Raw genomic sequence first — 25,854 nt, 5'->3', positions numbered from 1 at the left:
TCCGCAGCTCCTTGCGCACCGCCTGACCCAGGCCGTCCGGGCCTGGCGCGTAATCAATCGATCGTTAGTCCGCCGGATGAAACGGTTTGCCCAGCGATACCGGAGCGTAGAGTTTCACCCTGGCTTTATCCGAGGACAGCATTACCAGCACCACAATAGTCGCCAGGTACGGCATGATCGCCAACAAATTCGGCGACACCGAAAAGCCCAGCCCCTGCGCGACCAGATGCATGATGCTGAAAGCGCCAAACAAATAGGCCCCCAGCAATACCCGCTCGGCTTTCCAACTGGCGAACACCACCAGCGCCAGCGCAATCCAGCCGCGTCCGGCGGTCATGTTCTCCGCCCACAACGGGGTGTAGGCCAGCGATAAATAGGCGCCCGCCAGTCCCGCCATAGCCCCGCCGAACATCACCGCCAGATAGCGAATCTTGAACACCGGCAGACCCGTCGCCTTGGCGGATTGTGGCGATTCACCTACTGCTTTCAGCGCCAGTCCGGCATGGGACCGGTTCAAAAACAGGTAAACGCCGACAAACAGCCCGAATGAAAGATAGACCAGCGGATCATGGCTGAACAGAATGCGACCAACGAAAGGAATGTCGGAAAGTAAAGGAATATGCCAGGGCTCGATGCCAACCAGCGGCGTGCCGACATAGTCGCTGCCGACAAATGCGCTGAGCCCGGTTCCGAAAATGGTCAATGCCAGACCCGTGGCGACCTGATTGGCGCTTAAGTTAAGCGCAATAAAGCCGAATAACAGAGACATCATCAGCCCCGCCGCCATGGCGAAGGTGACGCCCAGCCACAAATTGCCGGTCTCCAATGCAGCGATGAAGCCAATCACCGCTCCCATCAGCATCATGCCTTCCTGCCCCAGGTTGAGCACGCCGGACTTCTCACACACCAGCTCGCCCAGCGCGACAAGTATCAGCGGCGTGCCCGTGCGCACGGTGGCGTACAGAATGTTGACTATCAGATCATAATCCATGACGACGCCCCGTTATTGTGAATGCGTGGAAAGGTTTGCGTCTGCGCCATTCACCAGGGCCGCGGACGATGGCTTGCGCAGGACGCTAAAACGCGGACTCAGGCGGATGCGATAGGCGATCAGCACGTCACAGGCCAGCAGGAAAAACAGCAACATGCCCTGGAACAGGCCTGTCAGCGCCAATGGCAGGTTCAGCTCAATCTGCACCAGCTCGCCGCCGATGTAGATCAACGCCATCAACATGCTCGACAGCAGAATGCCTACTGGATGCAAACGTCCCAGAAAGGCGACGATAATCGCCGCGTAGCCGTAGCCCGGCGACACCTGCGGCACCAGTTGCCCAATGGGCCCCGTCACTTCGCATACGCCTGCCAGCCCGGCCAAAGCGCCGCTCAATAACAGCGCCAGCCACACCAGACGACGCTCTTTAAACCCGGCAAAGTGAGCCGCGCGGGTATCCAGCCCCAGCACTTTGATCTGAAATCCAACGAAGGTCTTGCTCAGCAACACCCACACCGCCACCAGAGCGAACAACGCGAACAGGATGCCGATATGCATGCGGCTGTCTTCCAGCAACAACGGCAAAGTCACGGCTTCAGTGAAGAGGGCGGACTCAGGAAAATTGAAACCGCCAGGATCTTTGAGAGGTCCATGCACGCTAAACAGAAGCAAATTCAGGGCGATATAGTTCAGCATGATGGTGGTGAGTATTTCATTGGTGTTGAAATGGGTTTTCAACAGGGCGGGAATCGCCGCCCACGCCATGCCCGCCAGCGCGCCCGCCACCAACACCAGCGGCAGAGCGAATGCAGAGTCACTTTCCAGAAACTGCAGCGCTACGCCGCCGCCGACCAGCGCGCCGAACAAGAGTTGTCCTTCCGCCCCGATATTCCAGACTTTACCCCGGTAACATACCGCCAAACCCAGTGCGCACAGCATAATCGGCGCAGCTTTCACCCCCAGCTCGGTCCAGCCGTACAAGTCCGATACCGGCGCTATAAAGAAGGTATATAAAGTTTGCAGCGGGTCTTTACCCAACGCCCAAAACAAGATGGAGCCGGCAATCAGCGTCAATGTTCCCGCCAGTATGGGAGAGAGATACGCCATCCAGCGGGAGTCGTCTACGCGACGCTCCAGTTTAAAAATCATTGCCCGGCCCCCTTCGCTAACACGTCTGCTTCGTTATGCTCTCTCATCCTTCAGGCTCCCACTGCTTGTTGCGGCGCGGGCTGCGACGACTCCAGAAAGTCGCCGCCCATCCAACCCCCGACTTCAGCGATGGTTGTCTCCCTGGTCTCTTTAATCGGCGAGATCTTGCCCACGTACAGAGCGCATATGCGGTCGCTGATGGCGAACAACTCGTCCAGGTCTTCCGACACCACCAGAATAGCAGCGCCACGGTCGCGCAGTTCGATCAACGCTTTGTGAATCGCCAGTGCGGCGCCCACATCCACGCCCCAGGTCGGGTGCGCGGCGATCAGAAGCTTAGGATTCTGCAGGATTTCGCGGCCAATGATGAATTTTTGCAGGTTGCCCCCGGAGAGGCACTTAGCATGGGTTTCTGTGTTGGGCGCTTTGACATTGAAACGGGTGCGCACGGTTTCAGCGAATTTGCGCACCGCCGGCATGCTGATCAGGCCGGCCTTGGTCAGTCCCTGAAAATAGCCGGTCAACAGTCCGTTCTCTTTCAGGCTCATATCCGGCACGGCGCCGCGGCCAAGCCGCTCTTCCGGCACAAAGCCCACTCCCAGTTTACGGCGCTGTCCAGACGTCATCGCCGCCACCGGTTGCGTCAGCAGGCGAATCGCTGCGGGGGAATCCAGAACCACCGTTTCCCCGCTCAGCGCCGCCAACAGCTCTTCCTGTCCGTTGCCGGCCACACCCGCCACACCAAGAATTTCACCGGCTTTCACGGTGAAGCTGAGGGACTCCAGGTTGACGCCGAAAGGATCGTCCGTCTTCACCGACAGATTCTCTACAATTAGATAGTCTTCGCCGCCGGTCGTCTTCTCATGCTCCGCATGCACCGGCGTATCGTCGCCCACCATCAGGCGGGCAATGCTGTGATTGGTCTCTTCCGCCGGAACGCAATGACCGCTGACTCTGCCCGCCCGTAAAATAGTGGCGCTGTCGCACAGGGCGCGCACTTCATTCAGTTTGTGGCTTATAAATAGAATGCTGCAGCCTTCCTGGGACAGTTGCCGCAGAGTGGCGAATAACTGGTCGACTTCTTGAGGCGTTAATACTGAGGTCGGTTCATCCAGGATCAGCAGCTTGATATCCTGTAGCAGACAGCGCACGATCTCGACCCGCTGACGTTCGCCGATAGATAAGGTATGCACCAGACGATCCGGGTTCAGCGCCATACCGTATTTGTCGGAGACCTCACTGATGCGACGGGACAAAGCCGCGCGGTCGCGCACCTGCTCTTTGGGCAGACTGAGAGAAATGTTCTCAGCGACCGTAAGCGTTTCGAATAAAGAGAAGTGCTGGAACACCATACCGATGCCCAGTCTGCGCGCCGCGGCCGGATCAGCGATCTCCACTGGCTCTCCTTCCCAGTAAATGACGCCGGCGTCAGGCCAGGTAACCCCGTAGATAATTTTCATCAAAGTGCTTTTGCCGGCCCCGTTCTCGCCGAGAAGGGCGTGCACTTCGCCAGGACGGATATTGAGATGTGCGCGATCATTAGCCAGGCAGCCAGGATACTGCTTGGTGATTCCCTGTAACTGCAGCCGGTAGTCCTTACTCGGCGGAGGAAGATCAATATCGATAGTCATGCGCTGCCAAGCCTCTTTGGAACATTTTTGCTGTTTTTATTCTGTCCGGCTCCGGGGTTTGACGCCGGCCAGGTCAAACAGGGGCCGCATCATCAACATAAACCCCGGCAATTTCAACCGCCCGAACCCGCTATTTCAGTGGGTTCAGACCGCCTTATGCCGGTTTGCGTTCATTCCGAATGCAAATTTTTGGCCAACTGGTCAGTTTTTTATTTATTGACCAGTTGATCAACTTTGGCAAAACATTTGCTAACCTTACATCGACGTTAAATTCCGCCTAATGTTCGATCAGATCTGACTTGAACTATAGGTTGACCGGATTTGTATGTAAATAATAACCTGACCATGTAGACAAGTTTTTTAAAGGGCGTAAGCTATAAGGACAGGCGTGGAAAACGAGCGGCTGTCTGCGCATGAAACTAAGCGGCGACATGCGGACGTTATAACAAAAAATTTTTAGTAAGCTGTAATAAAAAGACCAAGGTACGCCACGGTGATTCGATTTTTACTGAACGACGACGCCTTAGAGCTCGATAATTTTGACCCGGATTTGACCATTTTAGAGTTCTTGCGCACCAATAAGGGGCTGACCGGAACCAAAGAGGGCTGCGCCTCCGGCGACTGCGGCGCCTGCACCGCGGTGATCGCCACAGAGGAAAACGGCGCATTAGCCTACCGCTCCATTAATACCTGCATTACCTTCCTGGGCGGGTTGCACGGCAAACAGCTCATTACCGTTGAATATCTTAACCGGCGCGGCGCCTTGCACCCGGTGCAACAGGCCATGGTGGACCAGCACGGTTCTCAGTGCGGTTTCTGCACGCCGGGCTTCGTTATGTCCCTGTACGCCTTATATCAGCATAAACAGCAGAAAGCGGATACACGCGCCTGCTCACGTCAGGAAGGAGAGGCCTATCTGGCCGGCAATCTATGCCGCTGCACCGGCTATCGCCCTATTCTGGATGCCGCCCGTCAGGCCACCTCATCTGAGCAACTGGCGCAAATCAAAGAGGATGAAGCCGCCATCTGCGCCAGACTGGCCGCTATCAAAGCACAGGGCCCCGGTTCCGTGACTCGTGAAGACCAAGGCGTCACTAAGCACTTTCACCTGCCAACGAATCTGGATCAGCTCGCCCAGTTTTACGACGCGGCCCCAAGCGCCCGCCTGCTGGCCGGCGGCACCGACCTGGCGTTGGAGGTCACCCAGCAATTGAAGCAGCTCGACAACATTATTTATGTCGGCGCAGTCGATGAAATGGACGCGTTGACGGTGACTGAGGACACGCTGGAAATCGGCGCGGCCGTCACCTACGAGCGCGCTATGTCTGCGCTGTCCCAGGAATACCCTGACATGGAGCCCTTCCTCGAACGTCTGGGCTCGATGCAGGTGCGCAATCAGGGCACCCTCGGCGGCAATATCGGCAACGCTTCTCCTATCGGCGACATGCCGCCGGTTCTGTTGGCGTTGAACGCCGTATTGACCTTGCGTAAGGGCGAACAAAGCCGCCGCCTCCCGCTGGATCAGTTTTTCCTGGATTACAAGAAAACCGCCTTGCAGCCCGGCGAGCTCATCGCTTCCATCAGCATTCCCCGCGCCCGCCCGGACGCCAGCCTGCATCTCTATAAAGTCAGCAAGCGTTTGGAGGATGACATTTCCGCCGTGTGTCTGGCCTGTTATCTCAAGATCGAGAACGGCTCAGTGGCGGAGATCCGACTTGGCGTCGGCGGTATGGCGGCGATACCCAAACGCGCCACGCTTACCGAACAGGCGATGTTGCAACAACTCTGGACGCCAGACACTATCCAAGCAGCCCAGACGGCGATCATGCAGGAGTTTTCACCTTTGAGCGATGTCCGCGCCAGCGCCGATTACCGGCGCAAAGTGGCTGCTAATCTATTGCAGCGATTGTATATTGAAAGCGCCGATGGGGCGGTGGCGACGAGGGTATTTCACTATGCGTGATCTGTTGAACAAACTCGGCAAACCACTTGAGGTCAAGCTGGATAGCGCCGTCTTAGCGCAATCCCAGGCTCCGACCACCCAAGGCTCCCCCAAAGCCGGTCGCGACGCCAAACATGACAGCGCCCACAAGCATGTGGCCGGCGCCGCTCAATATATCGACGACCGTTTTCCTCACGCGGGACAATTGTATGGCTGCGTAGGCAAAAGCCCACACGCTCACGCCCGCGTCATCTCCATGAATCTGGACAAAGTCCGCGCTGCGCCGGGCGTGCTGTGCGTGATTACCGCCGACGACATCCCCGGACATCTGGATATCGGTCCGGTATTCCCCGGCGATATGTTGCTGGTTAAGGATAAAGTGGAATTCGTCGGCCAACCTCTATTCGCCGTCGCGGCGGAGAGTCACGCCGCTGCGCGCCGCGCCGTGAAACTGGCGGAAGTTGAATATGAAGTATTGCCGGCGACCCTCACTATCGAAGATGCGCTGCAACAACAACTGTTTGTGCGTCCTCCTCATCAGATGCGCCTGGGCGAGCCGGAAACAGCCCTCGCCAACGCCCCCAATCGCCTGCGCGGCGATATAGAAGTCGGCGGTCAGGAGCATTTCTATCTGGAGGGACAGATATCCCTGGCGATTCCAGAGGAAGACGGCGGCATGCACATCTTCGCCTCCAGCCAGCACCCTTCGGAAGTGCAGAAGCTGGTGGCGGAAGTACTCGATGTTCCCTTCAACCGCATTACTGTCGACGTGCGTCGTATGGGCGGCGGTTTCGGCGGCAAAGAGACTCAGGCTGCGCCCTGGGCCTGTCTTGCTGCGGTACTGGCGCGCAAAAGCGGCCGACCGGTTAAATTCCGCCTCAGTCGCAGCGACGATATGGAAATGACTGGCAAGCGTCATCACTTCCATAACCACTTTGACGTAGGTTTTGACGACGAAGGCCGTATATTGGGCGCCGACATTACCGTCAACGGCCTGTGCGGCTATTCACCGGACCTGTCCGACGCCATCGTCGATCGCGCCATGTTCCACTCCGACAACGCCTACTTCCTCGCTAACGCCAACATCACCGGCAATCGCTGCAAGACTCATACAGTTTCCAATACCGCGTTTCGCGGCTTCGGCGGTCCACAAGGCATGATGGCGGCGGAAGCCATGATAGAGGCGATCGCCCGACGCGTCGGCAAAGATCCGGTGGAAATACGTCTGTTGAACTATTATCGGGAAGATCATGAGCGCTATGACTTCAAGCAAAGCGGCTATGACGTCACGCCCTACCATCAGAAAGTAGAGCAGAACCTCATTCCGCTGATGACTCGTAAGCTGATGGCGGATGCGGACTACCACGCTCGTAAAGCGGCTATTCGCGCGTTCAACGCGTCCAGCCCGGTCTTGAAAAAAGGCCTGGCGCTGACGCCGGTGAAATTCGGCATCTCCTTCACCGTACAGCACCTTAACCAGGCTGGCGCGCTGATTCATATCTACACCGACGGCAGCATTCACTTGAACCACGGCGGTACGGAAATGGGTCAGGGCCTGTACACCAAAGTGGCGCAGATCGTCGCCCAGGAGTTTCAGGTTGATGTAGACAACATCGTCGTCTCCGCGGCGCGCACGGATAAAGTGCCCAATACTTCGCCAACGGCGGCGTCTTCGGGCACCGACCTGAACGGCAAGGCGGCGCAAAACGCCGCACAGACAATCAAGGGCCGATTGATCGAGTTCGCCTGTGAGCAATATCAGGTGACGCCGGAGCAGGTTTACTTCGCGGACAATAATGTCCATGTAGGTGAAAAGGCGTTTCCGTTCGCCGAGTTCATCCAGCAGGCTTACATGGGCCGTGTGTCCCTGTCCGCCACCGGTTTCTATAAAACGCCGAAAATCCATTATGACCGCGACACCGCATCCGGCCGCCCCTTCTTTTACTTCGCCAATGGCGTCGCCGCTTCGGAAGTGGTCGTCGACACCTTGACCGGTGAGTACAAAGTGTTGCGGGCGGATATTCTGCATGACGTGGGCAAATCGCTGAATCCCGCCATCGACATTGGCCAGATCGAGGGCGGTTTTATCCAGGGCATGGGCTGGCTCACCACCGAAGAAGTCTGCTGGGACGCCAATGGCCGCCTGCTCAGCAACAGTCCGGCGAATTACAAAATTCCCACGCTGGGCGATCTGCCGGAAGTGCTGAATGTGGAGTTATTGCCGAACGAACCCAACCGCGAGGAAACCATCTATCATTCCAAAGCTGTGGGCGAGCCGCCGTTCATGCTGGCGATCTCCGTTTGGTGCGCCTTGAAAGACGCCATTTCCAGCTTGACGGATTACCGTATTGATCCGCCGTTGCACACGCCATCCACACCTGAGAAGGTGTTGGCGGCAGTGGAAGCGACCTTGAGCGCCGCCAAGGGAGAATAAGCATGTATAGGGAGCAATGGTTCGAAGTCACCCAGCGGCTCAGCCGCGCTGGGCGGCCTTTCGTGTTGATCACGCTGATCGGCGCGCGCGGCTCTACGCCCCGGGACAGCGGAACCAAAATGGTGGTGTCCGCCGACGCCACCTTTGACACCATTGGCGGCGGCCATCTGGAGTTCAAGGCCACCGCTATGGCGCGGGAGATGTTGGCCAGACAGGATTACAGTCAACGCATGGAACACTTCCCTTTGGGCGCCAGCCTGGGCCAGTGTTGCGGCGGCAGCGCCACTGTTCTTTTCGAAGCCTTTGCACCCTGCCCCACACAGATCGCTTTGTTCGGCGCCGGCCATGTCGCCAAAGCACTGGTGACAGTCCTGGCGGAACTGCCGGTGCAAGTCACCTGGATCGACTCCCGGGAAGAGCTGTTTCCTGAAACGCTTCCCGCCAACACCCATAAACGGGTGGACGCCTATCCCTGCGATGTGATCGACGATCTGCCGGATAACCTCTATTACCTGATTCTGACCCATAATCATCAGCTGGATTACGAACTGGCTGAAAAGATCCTGCGCCAGGACCGCTTCGCGTATCTGGGGCTGATCGGCTCAGCCACCAAGTGGGCGCGTTTCCGCCAGCGCTTTGACTATCGCGGCGTGGACTCCAGTCAGGTCGAACGCGTGAGCTGTCCGGTGGGCCTGTCCGCCGTCCCCGGCAAGCAGCCGATGGAAGTGGCGGTGTCTATCGCCGCCGAGCTGATCGGTTTGTATCACACCTCCACGCAGCCCACACAACAGGGCGTGGCCTGGAAGGACATCAAAAGCTGGGCCGCCGATCAGGCAGAGCCTCGGGACGCCAGCGACACGGACTCTTCAACGTCAACGCAAACATCCTCAGGAGAGACTTTATGAGTGGCGTCGCCATTCGCAGCCGCAGAGTGATCACCGATCAGGGCATGCAGCCCGCAACGGTGCTGATCGCCGGCGGCAAAATCGTGGAAGTGCAGCCTTACGATATGTCGATAGACGCCGACTACGAGATGGTGGATGTCGGCAATGACGTGGTGATGCCCGGTCTGGTGGACACTCACGTGCATATTAACGAACCCGGCCGCACGGAATGGGAAGGCTTCAATACCGCCACCCAGGCCGCCGCCGCTGGAGGCATCACCACACTGGTGGATATGCCGCTGAACTGTATCCCGGTCACCACCACCGCCGACGCCTTTCGCATCAAGCTCGATGCAGTGTCCGACAAGCTCTGGGTCGACTGCGGCTTCTGGGGCGGGGTCGTGCCGGAAAATATCGATGAGCTGCCTGCGCTGCTGGACGCAGGCGTGCTAGGCGTAAAATCATTTCTGATCGACTCTGGAATCGATGAATTTCCGCCAGTGACGGACAGCGACGTCAAACGGGCCATGCCAATATTGGCGCGCTACGGCGTTCCCTATCTGATTCACGCAGAGCTGGATAAGGAGCACAGCCCGCCGCCGGCAATCGGCAACAGTTATCAGAGTTTCCTCGCTTCGCGCCCCAAAGCCTGGGAAAACGACGCTATCGACCTGATGATCAACGCCGCCCGCGATTTCAAGGCGCAAGGTGTGGACTGCAAAGTGCATATCGTGCACCTGTCTTCCGCCGAGGCGCTGGCCGCCATCGGCGCCGCCAAGGAGTCGGGACTGTCTTTCACCGTGGAAACCTGTCCCCACTACCTGACCCTGTTCGCCGAAGCCATCCCGGATGGCAAAACACTGTTCAAGTGCTGCCCGCCCATTCGTGAAAACGACAACCGCGAGCATTTATGGCGAGCCCTGGAACAGCGACTGATCGACTTCGTCGTGTCCGACCACTCTCCCTGCACGCCGCAACTGAAAGAGATCGACAGCGGCGATATCGAAAAAGCCTGGGGCGGTATTTCCGCCCTCCAGTTCAGTCTGCCGCTGGTATGGCATGAAGCTCACCAACGGGGCCTGTCGCTGCCCTTTATTTCCCGCCTGATGAGTTGGGAAACCGCCCGCTTCGCCGGGCTGTCCCATCGCAAAGGCCGTCTGGCGCCGGGATATGACGCCGACGTGCTGGTGTTTGACGACCATCAAGCGGTCACCATCAGCAAGGACATGATCAAGCACCGCCACAAGATTACGCCTTATGAAGGCATGCAGGCCACCGGCGCCATTCGCCAGACCTGGTTGCGCGGACAATGTATTTACAAGGACGACCAGTTTATCGGCGCCGCCAAAGGCCAGCCGCTGCTGAGAGAGAGCAAAGCAGGCTGAGCGCGGACATCATGAACGACACACAACAACGATTAACCTCCACACTTATTTTGGAATTCTCTGTATGAGTCACGCCATCGATTTTGAACTGCCCTATCCAGGCGCCCTTAACTTGGCGGCCGAGCGCCTGGGAACCCAGGTGTTGTCTTGCAGCGACGACTTCTTCGCCTCCAAGGACAACCTGATCAAGTCCGGACGCGGCATTTTCATCGCCGATAAGTACACGGATAACGGCAAATGGATGGATGGCTGGGAATCACGGCGTCGCCGCGACGGCGGTTACGACTGGTGCACCCTGCGCCTCGGCGCGCCCGGTCGCATTGATTTTATCGACGCCGACACCAATCATTTTCGCGGCAATGCGCCGGCGTCAGTGTCTCTGGACGCCTGTTACTGCCTGGGCGAACCAGACGCCAGCACACAGTGGACGGAGATCCTGCCAAAAACCAGCGTTAACGCTCACAGCCAAAACCTGATCAAGGTGGACAACGCCGACAACTGGACCCACGTGCGCTTGAACATTTATCCCGACGGCGGCGTCGCGCGGCTGCGAGTTTACGGCTCTCCCCAGGTGGACTGGTCACGCACCCTGCCCGGCGAGCTGGTGGATCTGGCTGCTATCGCCAACGGCGGTCGCGCGCTGTTGTGCAGCGATATGTTCTTCAGCGACATGCAAAACCTGCTGATGCCCGGACGCGGCGTCAATATGGGCGACGGCTGGGAAACCAAACGGCGTCGCGGCCCAGGCTACGACTGGCTGATCATGCGTCTGGCCGCACCCGGCGCCTTGCAGAAAGTGATCGTCGACACCTGCCACTTCAAAGGCAACTATCCTGATCGCTTTTCTCTGGAAGGCGCCGTGGCGGCGGACCCGAACACGACAGACGCAGACAGCCTGAAAGCCCTGGACTGGCAAGCCATCATTCCAGAAACCAAGCTGCATGCGCATCGCGAACATCTGTTCATGGACGAAATTCAGGACAAAGCCACCGCGTTCACCCATCTGCGCTTGAATATTTACCCTGACGGCGGCGTCAGCCGTCTGCGCGTGCTGGGGTATCCCAAATGAGCCAGCTCACCCTAGAACAACTCAACGCTATGCCGGAACAGGCTGCGCAAGCGACTTTCCAGACCTGTTGCAGCAGCGAAGCCTGGGCGCGGGGCATGACGGCGGCGCGTCCATTCGCCGACCCGACGGCTGTATACGACACCGCCGACCGCATCTGGGCGGGATTGACGGAGCAGGATTACCTGGAAGCCTTCGCCGGCCATCCCAAGATCGGCGACGTGAATTCTCTGCGCGCCAAGTACGCTCACACCAAAGCCCTGGCCGCCGGAGAGCAGTCCGGCGTCAACAGCGCCGACGAGGATACCCTGCAACGTCTGGCCACAGGAAATCAGGCTTACGAAGAAAAATTCGGCTTTATTTTCATTGTCTGCGCCACCGGTAAAAGTGCGGCGGAAATGCTGTCGCTGCTGGAGGCGAGACTCCCCAACGCGCGTAGCGAGGAAGTAATAAACGCTGCGGAAGAGCAACGCAAAATCACCCGCATCCGCTTGGAGAAACTGCTATGAGCCAAATCACCACTCATGTTCTGGACACCGCCCAGGGCAAGCCCGCCGCTGGCGTTCCGATTCGCTTCTTCGCTTTTGTCGACGACGATTGGGAGCAGATCGGCGGCGGCGAAACCAACGCCGACGGCCGTCTGCCCACTCTATTGGAAGAAAGCGTGGTGCTGCCCGCGGGCCGTTATCTGATGGCCTTCGACACCGCCGCGTATTTCAAGAAACTCATGCACACGCCCGGGTATCGCGGAGCAGAGACCTGCTTCTACCCCTATGTGGACGTCGTGTTTGAAATCAGCGGCGACGGCGAGCACTACCACATTCCTCTGTTGCTCTCACCCTATGGCTACTCCACCTACCGGGGCAGCTGAGATGCCCGCGCGTCGCTTGCGTCCCCAAACGCTCACCCGTGAAGCCTTCGCGCCCTACGGCGACGTTATCGTCGCCGACGCTGGCAGCGAGCATTTCACCATTAACTACGGGCAGACGGAGCGCTACCACCAATTGGCGACAGTAGATGTGGCTGAATCCGATGGCGCGCCCATTATCAGCCTGTTTCGCTCAACGCCCTTAGCGCTGCCGGTCGCCATCCGCATCATGGAGCGCCACCCGCTGGGCAGTCAGGCGTTCTACCCATTGAGCACCCGCCCTTATCTGGTGGTGGTGGCGCCGCCCGGAGACTTCGACGCGGACAAAGTAGAAGCCTTCCTGGCGCAACCGGGGCAAGGCGTGAATTACCACAAAGGCGTCTGGCATCACTATTGTCTGGCGCTGGAAGACGTCAGCGACTTTCTGGTCGTGGATCGTAAAGGACCGGGCAATAACTGCGATGAAATCGAATTGCCCGACGCGCCTTGGACAATTGACTTATAATCCGTTGATTTTGATATAAAATGAGGAACCCTGACACGCCATGACCAGCTCCATCAGCGCCCATCGCGGCCCGCTTTTCCATATGATCGCCGATCCAGCGGAAGTGGGTGAAGAAGCCAGTTATCAGTACTGGGAAGACGGCCTGCTTGTCGTCGCAGACGGCAAAATAACCGCCGCCGGAGCCTACAGCGACCTGCTCCCGACGCTTCCCGAAGGCGCAGTCATCGAGAACCATCCCGACAGCCTGATCGTTCCGGGATTCATCGACACCCATATTCACTATCCGCAAACCGAGATGATCGGCGCCTTTGGCAAACAGTTGCTGGAGTGGCTGAACACTTACACCTTCCCCACCGAGCGCGACTTTCAGGATCCAAAACATGCGCGCAGAGTGGCGCGGGTGTTTCTGGACGAGCTTCTGAAGAACGGCACCACCACCGCACTGGTGTTCGGCACCGTGCACCCGGAATCGGTGGATATGTTTTTCGAAGAAGCGCTGGAGCGTAACCTGCGCATGATCTGCGGCAAGGTCATGATGGACCGCAATGCGCCGGATTATCTTTGCGATACTGCGGAAAGCAGCTATCAGGACAGTAAAGCTTTATTGGAAAAGTGGCACGGCAAAGGTCGCCTGCTCTACGCCGTGACGCCGCGCTTCGCCCCTACCAGCACGCCGGAGCAGTTGGCGGCGGCGGGCCGTTTGCGTGAGGAATATCCTGACGCCTACATGCACACGCACTTGTCGGAAAACCCCGCTGAGTGCGGCTGGGTGAAAGAACTGTTCCCGCAGTGCGCCAACTATCTGGATGTTTATGACCATTACGGTCTGCTCGGCAAACGCGCCGTCCTGGCCCATGGCGTTCACTTATGCGAAGACGAGTGGAAACGGCTGCACAGCTCAGATTCCGCAGTGGCGTTCTGTCCGACCTCCAACCTGTTCCTCGGCAGCGGCCTGTTCGCATTGGAAGAAGCCGAAAGGCATAAAGTCAAAGTGGGCTTGGGCACAGATGTAGGCGGCGGCACCAGCTTCTCCCTGCTGCAAACCTTGAACGAGGCTTACAAAGTCATGCAGCTGCGCGGACATGCGCTAACACCGTTCAAGAGTTTCTATCTGGCCACGCTGGGCGGCGCCAAAGCGCTGGAGCTGGATCACCTCCTGGGCGGCTTCTCTGCCGGTAAGGAAGCGGACTTCGTGGTGCTGGATAAACGCGCCACGCCGTTGCTGCAACTGCGCATGGAAAACTGCCGCAGTCTGGCGGAGCAGCTTTTCGCCTTCAGCATCCTGGGAGACGACCGCGCCATACGCGCAACCTACGCGGCTGGACGCTGCGTGCATAAAAAGGATTAACGTGGCGATGATGCTGACAGGTTAATAACCCGGCGCGTGAATGCGCCTGCGCGGCGACAAGACGCGCTAGACAGAACCTGACCTGTGCAGGTTCTGTCGCTTACAGACGCATAGCTGGACGCTATTTGTCTGTCGAATAAAGAACAAAAACGCAGGAAGCCGCGGATGCGGCTTCGTTGACCAATAACAATTAGACTCGGCTTTGAGGTCAGAATGGACCCGTATTACATCGACTGGATTAATCTTTTCATTCGCTGGTTTCACGTTATCGCAGGCGTGGCGTGGATTGGCGCTTCCTTTTACTTTGTCTGGCTGGACAACTCCCTGCAGGACCCGCCGGACTGGAAAAAAGAAAAGGGAATCAAAGGCGATTTATGGGCCATTCATGGCGGCGGCTTTTATGAAGTCGCCAAGTACCGGCTGGCGCCGGAGAAAATGCCGGCCACGCTGCACTGGTTCAAATGGGAGGCGTACACCACCTGGTTGACCGGTTTCATGCTGTTGTCCCTGATGTACTACTTCGGGGCGGAGACCTACCTGATCGATAAGTCCGTGATGGAGCTTAGCCAATGGCAGGCTATCGGCATCGGCGTCGGCCTGCTGGTAGCGGGCTGGGCGCTGTACGACGGCTTATGCCGCTCGCCCCTGTCTCGCAATGGCTACGTCTTCGGCGGTCTGTTATTGGGTCTCGCCATTCTGGCCAGCTGGGGCCTGACTCAGGTATTCAGCGCCCGCGGCGCCTATATTCATGTGGGCGCCCTGATGGGAACGCTGATGGCGGGGAACGTATTGATGATCATCATTCCTTCCCAAAAAGCGCTGGTGAACGCCGTCAAGGCCGGCGCCGCCCCCGATCCCAAACTGGGTGAAAACGCCAAGCTGCGCTCCACCCATAACAACTACATGACGCTGCCGCTGATCTTCATCATGATCAGCAACCACTATCCCATGACCTACGGCCATGAGTGGAACTGGGCCATTCTATCGGCGCTGGTCATCATCACCGCCTTTGCGCGCCATTATTTCAACCTCAAGCACAGAGGCGTAAAACAACCTGCTATTCTGGTGATAGCGATGGTGATGTTCATCGGCTTGGCGGTGATCGTCAAAAACACGGGGGAAGCGGACAACGCAGATACCCAGCAAACCGCAGAATCGGCGAATAAGGTCGGTTTCATGCAGGCAGCGGCGATCATTCACAACCGCTGCGCCAGCTGTCATGCGGCCAACCCAACCCAGGCCGGATTTGCGGAGGCCCCTGCCGGCGTACTTCTGGACACCACCAGTGGCGTTATGCGTCATCTCCAGCAGATTCAACAGGTTGCGGTAGATTCCAACTACATGCCTCTGGGCAACCTGACCGGAATGACGGATGAAGAGCGCCAACAACTGGGAGCCTGGATCAAACAGGGCGGCGGAACCGAATAAGTCGAGCCGCGTTTTTATCCAAAGGAGAATGTTCCTGGGTAAAAAACGCGGTTAGCATATGCAACCTTTTATATGCCTCAGCGATCCCGGGCGGGGTCGCAGGCCAGCCTGAAAGTGACCTAAGCAGACTATGAGCGACAGTAGATACCATCAAACCATCTTTATTTCGTGGGAAGAACTTCATCGGGACACGCGGATGTTATGCCGCAAGCTGATCGATATGGGCCGCTGGAAAGGCATTATCGCCATCACCCGCGGAGGCTTGATCCCCGCCGGCATCATCGCTCGCGAATTGGGCATTCGCTACATCGACACCGTTTGCGCCGTCAGCTATGAAGAACAAAAGCAGTCCGATGACGTCAACGTCATCAAAAGCTTTGACGCTTCCGTCATTGGCGACGGTGAAGGCTATCTGCTGGTGGATGATCTGGTGGATACGGGTAAAACCGCCAAAGTGGTGCGTAACCTGATTCCCAATGCATTTTTCGCCACGCTTTACGCAAAACCACTGGGGCGGCCTTTTGTGGACCTGTGCATCAAAGAAGTGTCTCAGGAAACCTGGATGCGCTTTCCCTGGGATATGGAGCTGAACTACTCAACTCCACTGGTGGACCGGCTCTAAGAGCCGGCCTCTCCCAGGCAGAAAGCGCGAAGGTTAGCTCTTCTGCTTGGTGCCGAAAATGCGGTCGCCGGCGTCGCCCAGACCAGGCAGGATATAACCTTTCTCATTGAGCCTTTCATCAACGGCGGCGGTGTAGATGTGCACGTCAGGATGGGCTTTTTCTACTGCGGCGATGCCCTCCGGCGCCGCCACCAGCACTAATGCGCGGATTTCGGAGCAGCCTGCTTTCTTAAGCAGATCGATTGTGGAAATCATAGAGCCGCCGGTCGCCAGCATGGGATCGATGATCAACGCCAGACGCTGATCCAGTTCACCCACCAGCTTTTCCAGATAGGTTTTCGCTTCCAGGGTTTCTTCGTTGCGAACCTGCCCCACTACGCTGACTTTGGCCGCAGGAATCAGAGATAAAACGCCGTCCAGCATACCCAGTCCTGCGCGCAGAATCGGCACGACGGTCACTTTCTTGCCTTTCAGCTTTTCCACTTCCACCGGCCCGGCCCAGCCTTGCACAACCTCCGTGCCCAGATTGAAATCTTTACTCGCTTCATAAGTCAGCAACGCTCCCACTTCCTGAGCAAGTTCGCGAAAGCTTTTGGTGCTGATTTCAGCCCGCCGCATCAGGCCGATTTTATGACGGACCAAGGGATGGCGGATTTCATGGGTAGGCATAGGATATCTCCGGCAAGACCCGAAAAGCAGGAGCGCTTTCCGGGCATCAGGTAATCTGAATATAAACGCGCAAAATGCTAGCGTATTTTGCGCGTCCACACATCCCTGCAGACGGAAATCTTGCGTGAAAATTGCAGATATATCGGCAAGATGGCCTTTATTGTTTTTATACGTCCCGATCTTACCGTTCCAGTTACTCTTCTTGCCCCGCCGGTTTCTGATTTTTCATGGCGACGCCGAAGCCGATCTTACCGTTTGCAGGATCACTGGCGTCAAACACCAGCAACTCGCCATCGGCGGATGCGATTCCCATCCGGCCGCTGTAAGTCAGCTCGCCGTTCGGCTCCACGTTATAGGTGACGCTTAGATTACGCGTCGCAATCCCCGCCGAAGCGCGTATCTGACTGTCAACGCCTGCCCCCGCGCCATCCAGCGTCAAACGACTGAACGTCGCCTGAGGGATGTCCTGATCTTCGATCACGACGCCCAGCCAGTATTCTCCCTGCAGAACGTTATTCGCCATATCCGTGGCGGTGCGCAGACATATCGCCGAGCTTGCCACCGGTCGCCAGCCGCCGACTTCCGCGTTGCCGGGACTATCGTCTTCAGGTGGAGTGACGGGAACCTGCTCTTTCCAGGCCACCCGGGAAAAATGGAACACCCGACCATCAGGGGACGCTCCTCCCAAAGTGCGTACGCTCCAGCGACAGGGGTCATAGACCGGGTTGCCGTCGTTATCCACTGGACAATCCAACGTGTAGCCAGCGTTCTGGACAACCTCATCAAACGCCTCGTCCAAAGCCGGATCGGACCAGCTTAGAACCGCCTCGTCGTCAAAAGAGTAAGCAATCGACCGGCTTTCAGAGCCTGCGCCCACGCCGGTGCTGCCAATACGCTGTAAGACGCCGTTTCCGTCTGCGTCTAGAGTAGCTTTGTGAATCTGCACGGTGAGCTTGTTGTCCGCGCCGCTGGGGAAATAGGTTTCCTCAATGCAGAGATAATCGCCCTGGGTGAGGTCTGGTTTCTGATAGACGATATCGCCATCCGGGTTTTCGGCGGTAGCAGTTTTATCGACCTTCACGCCGGCGTAGAAAGTGGTGCTGATGGCGGCGACATCCGTCAGGAAGAAAAGATCGCCAGCGGCGCTGATGCCGCCGTATCGCGAGCCGGAGGCATTCATGAAGCCCGCGTCGTCAAATTTGTATTTAGGCGTATTGATCTTGGCGTAACCGCCATTGCCGCCTTTATCCAACAGGTCGCCCAGCCCTGCGCGGGAGTTGCCGCTGATGATTGAACGCATTACGCGCCCCTGATCCCGCTGCAACGAAATTTCCGACGCATATTGCAAGCCGCTGAGAACAAAGTCCGGGCTTGGTACGGTAGGATCTTTAGGTTTAGTTTCCAGCTTTTCGCAGCCCTGCAGAGTCACTGCAACCGCTACGACGATAAGCGCACTTCGGGACCAATGCACAGGCCCCTGGTTGTATTTATTGTTATTCATTGCAATCAAAGAGCTCAGTGGGGAGTTACCAACTGCAATCTTAGGTTACACAAAGATAAATTCATTGATGCAATTGGCAAAAGCGGCGCATTGCGCGCCGCCTGTGCTCAAGCTTTGCGATGGGAGCGGGCTTCCGCCGCCTGCCAGATCATGCCGGTGAGTGAGCAGTATTCTTCCAGAGAGTCGATCATCGCGCGAGTCAGTTCAGCAGGCTCCGGCAACAGCGCCCGATCCGCGTTGATGCCGATCTGCACGGACTGGTTGTAACTCAACAGGCTGACGCCGAGCCCGATATCGCCCGTCTGCGGCACCCAGAACATTAACTCTTTTACTTTGCTGCCCGCCAGATAACGAGCGCGACGCGCGCCAGGCACATTAGAGAGCACCATCGACGTCTTATTACTGAAAAGCTCCAGCAGCGGCTGTTGCACGCCTTGGGGAAACAGCCCCATTGCGGTAAGCAATGCATGAGAAAGGCTGGGTTGCATTGACTCTTTCAGCGCCGCCATATCGTGCTTGATCTTGTACAGGCGCTCAATGGGGTTGCCGATGCCCGCCGCCAGCGGAACGAAGACCGTTCCGAACTGATTGCCCAACTCCTGCAACTGCTCTCTGCCCAACCGCGTCTCCAATGGCCGCAGGTTGACGGGCAAAGTGGCGTGCAAACGCACCCCGTCCACCTGATCCATTCGATCCTGCAACAAGCGTCTTAAGCCGCCGCTCACGCAACTTAGCAACACGTCGTTGATGCTGCAGCCAAACGCCTGAGCGACCTCTTTGAACTTATGCAGGGGAATCAATTCGGACCAGGTGCAGCATTTCATGACGCCCAACTCGCCCCGCAAAGGCGTGGGATCGTCCGCCTCCAGCGCCGCCAGACGCGCAATCTCCGCAGCCCCGTTCAGCCCCTGCCTGACGCCTTCCACGGCATAACCGGGTTCGCGCAGGATACTTTTCCCCTCTTCCGCAATGCGATAGCGCAGCTTGGTGCACTTTTCCACCGCCCGGGACAGCGTCTCCATGCCCATGACGAAAGACTGCCGCGCACGCACGCCGGCGTCTCGCTGCTTGCCAGGGTCCAGAGGAAATGGATTGATGTTGGGAGACTGGTCGGACAGCGAACCAAACACCGCCACCAGCGCCAGGCCGTCCGCATAGCAATGATGCACCCGCATCACACAGACATGATGATCGCCATAATTTTCAATGAGATAGACCTGCCACAACGGCTTACCCGGGTCTAAAGGCGTGCTCATCAGGTCGCCAATGAATTTTTCCAGAGCGCCTTTATCCGCCGGCTGCGGCAGAGCGACTTTGCGAACATGGTAATCCAGAGAAAAGTAGGGATCTTCTTCCCAGAAATAGAATCCGGAGTGATTAACCGGCTTTTGCCGAAAGCGGGGAAAGGCCAGAAACCGGGAGTTGATGAGTTCTTTCAGCTTGTTGAAGGGAATCGGCTCCACCACCGCCATCGCGGTGATCACCATCAGGTTTGTCGGACGATCCAACCGTAACCAGGCTGAATCAACGCCGCTTACCGGCTCAAAGTGATTATCTGACATGAGCTTTCGCCGCACCTCCCCCTACAATTCGGTCATTAGCCATAATGGCTGAAAATCGCAAACTTCTTTACAGAGCGATTACAAATTTTAACACTGGCTCAAAAGCGGCAATCCTATAATCAAAGTGCGACAACCTGACTGCCTGGTTGGATTTTGCCGGATTTTTCGAGCAGAAACCGGCGAGTTTGCGGAATGCGCCCAGGCAGTTTAACTGATGTGTCCATGGGGAAACCATAGAGCATCAGGCGACACTTTATATATAAGACTTAAGATTAGCCTCCACGCTTACGAAATAGGCGCCATAATTAACCTATAGGCGCAATCAACCAAAGTGTCGTCCAGTTGCGAGCTCATACAAATATAATAAACCCGTTGTAGTTTCAGCCACAGGAGGCGAGCATCTCCAAGCGTGCGGAAAACGGGGCGGCGCGACGGTGGGAGTTACTACCATGAAAGCAGTCCATGCCCGTAAGTTGTTACGACCAATTGATCCGGCCTATACCGAGATGTTTTCCGGTAAGGTCTACTCCGTGGGAAAAGGTGCGGTATCCCTCCGCAATCATAGCGCTCCGGCGGAAAATACCGTCATCGGCGTCCACGGATTTCTGGAAAATCACTGTTACTTCACCCAGACCTATCAGGCTCCCGACACTGAGCTGATCCTGCTCACCTGCAGCAATTACCATATTCCCGTCAGCGGACCGACCTTGGAGTCCGCGCCCTGGCAAACGCCCATCAAATATCTTGAAGCGACCATTGAGTACGACGCCGCCGTTCTTAATCAGGTGCTGCAGAATATGCCCAGCACCAATCGGGTGCGGGTGCATGGTCACTCTCGGGGCGGCGCCGTCATTCTGGAAGCCATCAAGCAGTGGCCCGAACTCTACGCCAATGTGGATGTCGTGCTGGAAGCGCCAGTATTGCCACAAGGCAAGCTGCACGTACTGGCCCGCGCATTGCTCGACCCGGTCAGTCACGGTATGTGGCCCTGGGTGATCCGCCTGGTCAACAGCGCCCCTTCCACCACTTACGGGCAAACTTTCTTCGGCAGAATGAATCCCCGCAAACGGGTATTGTTGGATCGTCTGTTTTCATCCACGCGAGACCATCTCACCATTGTGCGCAATATCGAGAATATTCTGGCCTGGATGGAAAAAGGCGACATGACGGCTTACGAGCACATGCGTCATGGCACCATCCTGATTCCCAAGATCGATCGCATTCTGGACCGGGACGCCATGCTGCAAAGCGCCGAAAACTCTCCCAACGCCATACGCATCATTGAAACCGGCGCCACCAGCCACTTTATCACTCTGGACAGCCAGGAATGGGTGCCGCCGCTATCGCTGCTCCCCAATGCGGCCGTCGCCGGCGCCTGACACTCTGCTGACCGCTCACTTCCGGCCAGGGACGCGCCGGTTTGACCTCCTCCAAGCCCTCACAACTGAGTAACCAATCACAAACCACGGAAACGCGACAAAAAGTTAGGTAGGCTTTTCTAATCTATCTTTAGTAAACTTGCCGCCAATCATTCATAAGTTGCGATGAGCCATCGCATTTACGCCGAAAGACTGTTTTCTGAAGCCAAATGGCGGGGATCACTCATGTCCAAAGAGAAACTGTTAAGCGTCAACGCAAGAACCGCCAACGCCCGACGCCTGCAACAGTTACTGCTGGACTACCACAACTATCGCCTGCAGAGAGACGAGCATCCCCTGGCGCAGGACATTGATCGGCTATGCGACTGGCAGGCGGATCGCCTCAAAAGAACCCATAATGACCTGTACAGCAATCAGCGCTACCACGAAGCGTTAGACTTCCTGCTGAAAGATCTATACTCCCCCAAGGAATTCACTCGCCGCGACGCCGATCTGGAAAGGGTGTTTCCGGTGATAGTGAAACTGCTTCCCGATTCCGCGCTGCATACAATCGCCGACCTGGTTGAGTTGAACCTGCTCACGCAACAATTGGATGAGCATATCGCCACCGTATTGCGGGAAATGCGCGTCGAACGTATCACCGAGGACAACTATGCGGAGGCCTTCCGGCGTTGCGATAATTTCGCCTCCCGGCGTCGCCAGATCACGCTCATCGACAAAACCGGCCATGAGCTGGAAAAGTATGTGAAAAGCCGCTTCGTGAGCTTCAGCCTCAAAATTACCGAAGGTCCAGCGGAAATGGCGGGCCTGGGACAGTTGCACAACTTCCTGTCCAGAGGCTTCAAGGCGTTTAAGGAAATGGGCGGGGTCAGTCAGTTATTGCGCGTGATCATGCAGAGGGAAAGCCACATCCTGGAACAAATCCAGGTTAACGCGGACTCTCCCTTCACCCTGCCGGATAATCTGCGCGCTTACGCCTGACTATAACGAGACGTAAGCCGGAATGATCAGGCTTTCTTCAGCAGCCCGTCCAAGTGGCTGTGAATTTCCTGCTCAATGCGGTCTTTGAAAGGACGGAATAAGAAGCCCAATTCCATGTGCAGATGAATCTGGCTTTCCGCCACTTCCAGCTGCCCCTTAACTCCGCTGCGATGAAAGCGCAGAACTTTATCCTCCCACTCATAGTCGACGCTGAACCGCTCGGACAGGCTCTGCGCCAGTTCGTCCGCCGCCTGCACGGCATGATCCATATCAAGATTATGTTCACGGGTGAGTTCGATCACTGACATCTATAAAACTCTTTGGTTAATTGCGGAGGCTATTGTTTATGGGTTTTCGTCATGTAAATCAAGCAAAAAAATCCCGCCTTGGGCTGTGAATCGCGGGTAGGACTTTCCCCGGGACACAGGTAGAATACCGCACAATTATTTTTACGGGAGCAACCTAATGACAGAGCGGGACACCACCCACTTCGGTTACAAACAGGTGCCGGTCACAGATAAAGAAAGCCATGTGGCCAAAGTGTTCGACTCGGTCGCCGCCAAGTACGACTTGATGAACGACCTCATGTCGATGGGCATTCACCGCCTCTGGAAACGCTTCACTATCGATAAAAGCGGAGTCCGCACCGGCGCATCGGTACTGGACATCGCCGGCGGCACCGGAGACCTGACCAAAAAGTTCTCACGTCTGGTCGGCCCTTCCGGCAAAGTGGTTCTTGCAGACATTAACGCCTCCATGCTGCAGGTCGGCCGCAACCAGCTGCTGGATCACGGCTACGGCGACAACATCGAATTTGTGCAGGCCAACGCCGAGGCGCTGCCCTTCCCCGACAATAGTTTTGATTGCGTCAGCATCGCCTTCGGTCTGCGCAATGTGACGGACAAAGATCAAGCGCTGCGGGAAATGCAGCGTGTACTGCGTCCTGGCGGGCGCCTGCTGGTGCTGGAGTTCTCCAAGCCCACCAACCCCATTGTCTCCAAAGCTTACGACGCTTACTCCTTCTCCGCGTTGCCACTGATGGGCAGTCTTGTCGCGCAGGACAGCGAAAGCTATCGCTACCTCGCCGAGTCCATCCGCATGCACCCGGACCAGGAAACTCTCAAGTCGATGATGGAGCAGGCCGGACTCTGCTTGTGCAAGTACTACAACCTCACCAGCGGCGTAGTCGCGCTGCATACCGGCGTCAAAGCCTGATATGAGCGCCTTCGACCCGCTTCTCCTCACCGCCCTCAATGCGACGGCGGAACGCATCGCGGCGGAGATACTTCGCTACGACGCCGGTTCCGCAGCACGTCTGGCGGAGCTGGACGGCAAGTGGGCCCAGTTATCGTTAACGCCTTTCAACTTGTCCCTATACGTCAGGTTGGGCGAACGCCCTCGTTTTGCAGATGAAGCCGGCGGCGACGTCGATCTCATCATTCAGGGCTCCCCTGGCGACTTCCTGAGTTATTTACAGAACAAAGGAGGCGCGCAAAACATCCACATCCAGGGCGATATGGGCCTGGCGCAGCGCATCGCCGCCATCGCCAACAATCTGGAAGTGGACTGGGAAGCCAAACTGGCCGAGCATCTTGGCGATATGCCCGCCCACTTTTTGGGTACACGATTGCGAGGCTTCGGTCGCTGGGTGAAACATGTGGGCGACAGCTTCCGCCGTGACGCGGAAGAGTATGTACACCATGAAGCCCGCACCGCGCCAAGCAAAGATGAAATGAACTACTGGGCGGATGAGGTCGACCGCGTCCGAATGGATTACGATCGTCTGGAAGCCCGTCTGCAACGCCTGCAACAAGCACTTAATCCCGCAGTAAAAGACACTGATAAGTGAGAAGAATTAACCGCCTTATTCAAATCGTCTGGGTGATCTGCCGCTATCGGCTTGATGAGTTCGCCCCGTTGACCTTATTGCCGCTGCCATTGCGCCTGTTGTTTTTGCTGGCGCCCTGGCGTCTGTTTCCCAAGCCGCAAATACCCCGCGGCGAGCGCCTGAGACGCGCGCTGGAAGAATTGGGCCCCATATTCGTCAAATTCGGCCAGATACTCTCCACCCGTAAAGACTTGCTGCCGGAAGATCTGGCGGACGAGCTCAAGCGTTTGCAGGACAAAGTCCCCCCCTTCGCCAGCGACTCAGCCGTACGGATCATCGAGGAGTCGCTGAAGTCCCCGATTTCAGAGCTCTTCGCCGACTTCCAGACTTACCCGATGGCGTCCGCCTCCATCGCACAAGTGCACGCCGCCACTTTGAAAAACGGCAAGGAAGTGGTGGTGAAAGTTATCCGCCCCAACATAGAAAAGACCATTCGCCTCGATATAGCGTTGATGCTGTTGGTGGCGCGACTGGTCGAAAACTACTGGGAAGACGGTAAGCGCCTACACCCAATCGAGGTCGTGCGCGATTACGAGCACACGATTCTGGACGAGCTGGACCTGCAGCGGGAGGCCGCCAATACGTCCCAGCTCAAGCGCAATTTCGCCGGCTCCGAGCTGATCTATATCCCCGAAGTCTACTGGGAGATGACTCACTCCCGCGTCCTGGTCATGGAGCGTATCTATGGCGTTCCCATCGCGGACGTGGAGCAGTTGCGCAAAGCCAACGTTAATATGAAGTTGTTAGCGGAGCGTGGGGTGGAAATTTTCTTCACCCAGGTGTTCCGAGACAGTTTCTTCCACGCCGACATGCATCCCGGCAACATTTTCGTGGATGTCAGTAATCCCGCCAATCCCCGCTATATCGCAATCGACTGCGGTATCGTCGGCACATTGACGCCGGAAGACCAGTCTTATTTAGCCAGAAACCTGCTGGCCTTTTTCCGCCGCGATTATCGTCAGGTGGCGGTGCTGCATATTTCCTCCGGCTGGGTTCCGGGACATACTCGCGTCAATGAATTCGAAGCCGCTATTCGCACGGTCTGCGAGCCGATCTTCGAGCGTCCGCTAAAAGACATTTCTTTCGGGCAGTTCCTGGTGCGGTTATTTCAAACAGCGCGCCGTTTCGATATGGAAGTGCAGCCGCAATTGGTGTTGTTGCAGAAGACCTTATTAAATATTGAAGGGCTGGGACGCCAGCTTTATCCAGATCTGGACCTGTGGTCCACCGCGCAACCTTTCCTAGAAAACTGGATGAAACAGCGCATCGCGCCGCCAGGGCTCCTAAAGGCCATTAAGCAACATGCGCCGGACTGGATTGAGCAGACGCCTGAGTTGCCGCAGATTCTGTACGAAGCCTTTGATCAGCTGCGTCATCTGGACCGCTACAACCAAGCTAACCAGGATAGCCTGGCGAGTTTGAGTCGCGCGTTTGAAAAGGATAAGCAGCAACGGCGCGACTTCTGGCTCGCGGGTTTGGTGCTGGCGTCCGCTGCGGCCATGGCGATTGGCGATCAGCCCTTACGCCTGACGGAGCTGCCATGGCCCTCCGTGACACTCGCCGTCGCCGGTCTTTACTTGCTTATGCGCCCCAAATAGCGCGATAGTAAGGGTGCAGTTTA

General features: G+C 57.0%; 23 protein-coding genes. 16 read left to right on the top strand and 7 right to left on the bottom strand.

Annotated features, from left to right (window positions below; all coding sequences use genetic code 11):
* Positions 1-64: 64 nt before the first annotated feature.
* Genes ONV78_RS19190 through ONV78_RS19180 form a run of 3 tightly spaced genes read right to left on the bottom strand, consistent with a single transcriptional unit; the run spans position 65 to position 3,771 of the window.
* The gene (locus ONV78_RS19190) at positions 65-991 is read right to left on the bottom strand and encodes an ABC transporter permease (protein WP_216737924.1); all 927 of its coding nucleotides are present in this window, start codon (positions 989-991) and stop codon (positions 65-67) included.
* Between the two features lie 12 nt (positions 992-1,003).
* Positions 1,004-2,140: an ABC transporter permease gene (locus tag ONV78_RS19185; protein WP_279505570.1), complete on the bottom strand. Its 1,137-nt coding sequence runs from the start codon at positions 2,138-2,140 to the stop codon at positions 1,004-1,006.
* 50 nt (positions 2,141-2,190) lie between these two features.
* Positions 2,191-3,771, bottom strand: a complete 1,581-nt coding sequence (locus tag ONV78_RS19180) for an ABC transporter ATP-binding protein (protein WP_279505569.1) — start codon at positions 3,769-3,771, stop codon at positions 2,191-2,193.
* A gap of 493 nt (positions 3,772-4,264) precedes the next feature.
* On the opposite strand from ONV78_RS19180, the gene xdhA reads away from it, so the two are divergent.
* The 11 genes from xdhA to gpt all read left to right on the top strand — a co-directional run bounded on the left by xdhA (position 4,265) and on the right by gpt (position 16,253).
* A complete protein-coding gene (xdhA, locus tag ONV78_RS19175; protein ID WP_279505565.1) occupies positions 4,265-5,734 on the top strand; it encodes a xanthine dehydrogenase small subunit in 1,470 nt (489 codons plus the stop codon).
* The gene (xdhB, locus tag ONV78_RS19170) at positions 5,727-8,147 is read left to right on the top strand and encodes a xanthine dehydrogenase molybdopterin binding subunit (protein WP_279505562.1); all 2,421 of its coding nucleotides are present in this window, start codon (positions 5,727-5,729) and stop codon (positions 8,145-8,147) included. Before xdhA ends, xdhB begins: the two co-directional genes overlap by 8 nt.
* 2 nt (positions 8,148-8,149) lie before the next feature.
* Positions 8,150-9,052 (top strand): xanthine dehydrogenase accessory protein XdhC, encoded by a 903-nt coding sequence (gene xdhC, locus ONV78_RS19165; protein ID WP_279505560.1) that lies wholly within the window; start codon positions 8,150-8,152, stop codon positions 9,050-9,052.
* On the top strand, positions 9,049-10,416 hold the full coding sequence (gene allB, locus ONV78_RS19160) for an allantoinase AllB (RefSeq protein WP_279505558.1): 1,368 nt from the start codon (positions 9,049-9,051) through the stop codon (positions 10,414-10,416). Before xdhC ends, allB begins: the two co-directional genes overlap by 4 nt.
* A gap of 64 nt (positions 10,417-10,480) precedes the next feature.
* On the top strand, positions 10,481-11,485 hold the full coding sequence (gene alc, locus ONV78_RS19155) for an allantoicase (protein ID WP_279505557.1): 1,005 nt from the start codon (positions 10,481-10,483) through the stop codon (positions 11,483-11,485).
* A complete protein-coding gene (gene uraD / locus ONV78_RS19150; protein ID WP_279505555.1) occupies positions 11,482-11,991 on the top strand; it encodes a 2-oxo-4-hydroxy-4-carboxy-5-ureidoimidazoline decarboxylase in 510 nt (169 codons plus the stop codon). The genes alc and uraD overlap by 4 nt, the downstream gene beginning before the upstream one ends.
* The gene (gene uraH / locus ONV78_RS19145) at positions 11,988-12,353 is read left to right on the top strand and encodes a hydroxyisourate hydrolase (RefSeq protein WP_279505552.1); all 366 of its coding nucleotides are present in this window, start codon (positions 11,988-11,990) and stop codon (positions 12,351-12,353) included. Before uraD ends, uraH begins: the two co-directional genes overlap by 4 nt.
* A 1-nt stretch (position 12,354) precedes the next feature.
* Entirely contained in the window at positions 12,355-12,855 is a 501-nt protein-coding gene (locus ONV78_RS19140) for an ureidoglycolate lyase (RefSeq protein WP_279505550.1), read from the top strand.
* Positions 12,856-12,895: 40 nt separating this feature from the next.
* Entirely contained in the window at positions 12,896-14,203 is a 1,308-nt protein-coding gene (gene guaD, locus ONV78_RS19135; protein WP_279505549.1) for a guanine deaminase, read from the top strand.
* 213 nt (positions 14,204-14,416) lie between these two features.
* Positions 14,417-15,631, top strand: a complete 1,215-nt coding sequence (locus ONV78_RS19130) for a urate hydroxylase PuuD (protein WP_279505547.1) — start codon at positions 14,417-14,419, stop codon at positions 15,629-15,631.
* Between the two features lie 130 nt (positions 15,632-15,761).
* Entirely contained in the window at positions 15,762-16,253 is a 492-nt protein-coding gene (gpt, locus tag ONV78_RS19125) for a xanthine phosphoribosyltransferase (protein ID WP_127973384.1), read from the top strand.
* 33 nt (positions 16,254-16,286) lie between these two features.
* Here gpt and upp read toward each other — a convergent pair whose 3' ends face one another.
* From upp to ONV78_RS19110, 3 genes are all read right to left on the bottom strand, one after another.
* Entirely contained in the window at positions 16,287-16,922 is a 636-nt protein-coding gene (gene upp, locus ONV78_RS19120; protein ID WP_279505545.1) for a uracil phosphoribosyltransferase, read from the bottom strand.
* Between the two features lie 193 nt (positions 16,923-17,115).
* Positions 17,116-18,423, bottom strand: coding sequence for a hypothetical protein (locus tag ONV78_RS19115; protein ID WP_279505544.1), 1,308 nt, complete (start codon positions 18,421-18,423; stop codon positions 17,116-17,118).
* A 107-nt stretch (positions 18,424-18,530) separates the two neighbouring features.
* Positions 18,531-19,985, bottom strand: coding sequence for a wax ester/triacylglycerol synthase family O-acyltransferase (locus ONV78_RS19110; RefSeq protein WP_279505542.1), 1,455 nt, complete (start codon positions 19,983-19,985; stop codon positions 18,531-18,533).
* A 449-nt stretch (positions 19,986-20,434) separates the two neighbouring features.
* Here ONV78_RS19110 and ONV78_RS19105 point away from each other — a divergent pair, with 449 nt between their 5' ends.
* Positions 20,435-21,364: an alpha/beta hydrolase gene (locus ONV78_RS19105; RefSeq protein WP_279505540.1), complete on the top strand. Its 930-nt coding sequence runs from the start codon at positions 20,435-20,437 to the stop codon at positions 21,362-21,364.
* Between the two features lie 225 nt (positions 21,365-21,589).
* Complete coding sequence (locus ONV78_RS19100) at positions 21,590-22,345, top strand: hypothetical protein (RefSeq protein ID WP_279505537.1); 756 nt, start codon at positions 21,590-21,592, stop codon at positions 22,343-22,345.
* 26 nt (positions 22,346-22,371) lie between these two features.
* Here ONV78_RS19100 and ONV78_RS19095 read toward each other — a convergent pair whose 3' ends face one another.
* Positions 22,372-22,653 carry a polyhydroxyalkanoic acid system family protein gene (locus tag ONV78_RS19095; RefSeq protein ID WP_127973390.1) on the bottom strand — a complete coding sequence of 94 codons (282 nt, stop codon included), beginning with the start codon at positions 22,651-22,653 and terminating at the stop codon, positions 22,372-22,374.
* Positions 22,654-22,810: 157 nt separating this feature from the next.
* Between ONV78_RS19095 and ubiE the strand changes: the two genes are divergently transcribed.
* From ubiE to ubiB, 3 genes are read left to right on the top strand one after another with little or no spacing between them, the layout of a single operon-like run.
* Positions 22,811-23,560 carry a bifunctional demethylmenaquinone methyltransferase/2-methoxy-6-polyprenyl-1,4-benzoquinol methylase UbiE gene (gene ubiE, locus ONV78_RS19090; protein ID WP_279505535.1) on the top strand — a complete coding sequence of 250 codons (750 nt, stop codon included), beginning with the start codon at positions 22,811-22,813 and terminating at the stop codon, positions 23,558-23,560.
* A gap of 1 nt (position 23,561) precedes the next feature.
* The gene (locus tag ONV78_RS19085) at positions 23,562-24,194 is read left to right on the top strand and encodes an SCP2 sterol-binding domain-containing protein (protein ID WP_279505534.1); all 633 of its coding nucleotides are present in this window, start codon (positions 23,562-23,564) and stop codon (positions 24,192-24,194) included.
* Positions 24,191-25,831, top strand: a complete 1,641-nt coding sequence (ubiB, locus tag ONV78_RS19080; protein ID WP_127973393.1) for a ubiquinone biosynthesis regulatory protein kinase UbiB — start codon at positions 24,191-24,193, stop codon at positions 25,829-25,831. The genes ONV78_RS19085 and ubiB overlap by 4 nt, the downstream gene beginning before the upstream one ends.
* The last annotated feature ends 23 nt before the right edge of the window (positions 25,832-25,854 follow it).

The sequence above is a fragment of the Hahella sp. CR1 genome (genome assembly GCF_029813005.1).
Lineage (GTDB): Bacteria > Pseudomonadota > Gammaproteobacteria > Pseudomonadales > Oleiphilaceae > Hahella.
Note: the sequence above shows the minus strand (reverse complement) of the source record. Positions and strands in the feature narration are given on the sequence as shown.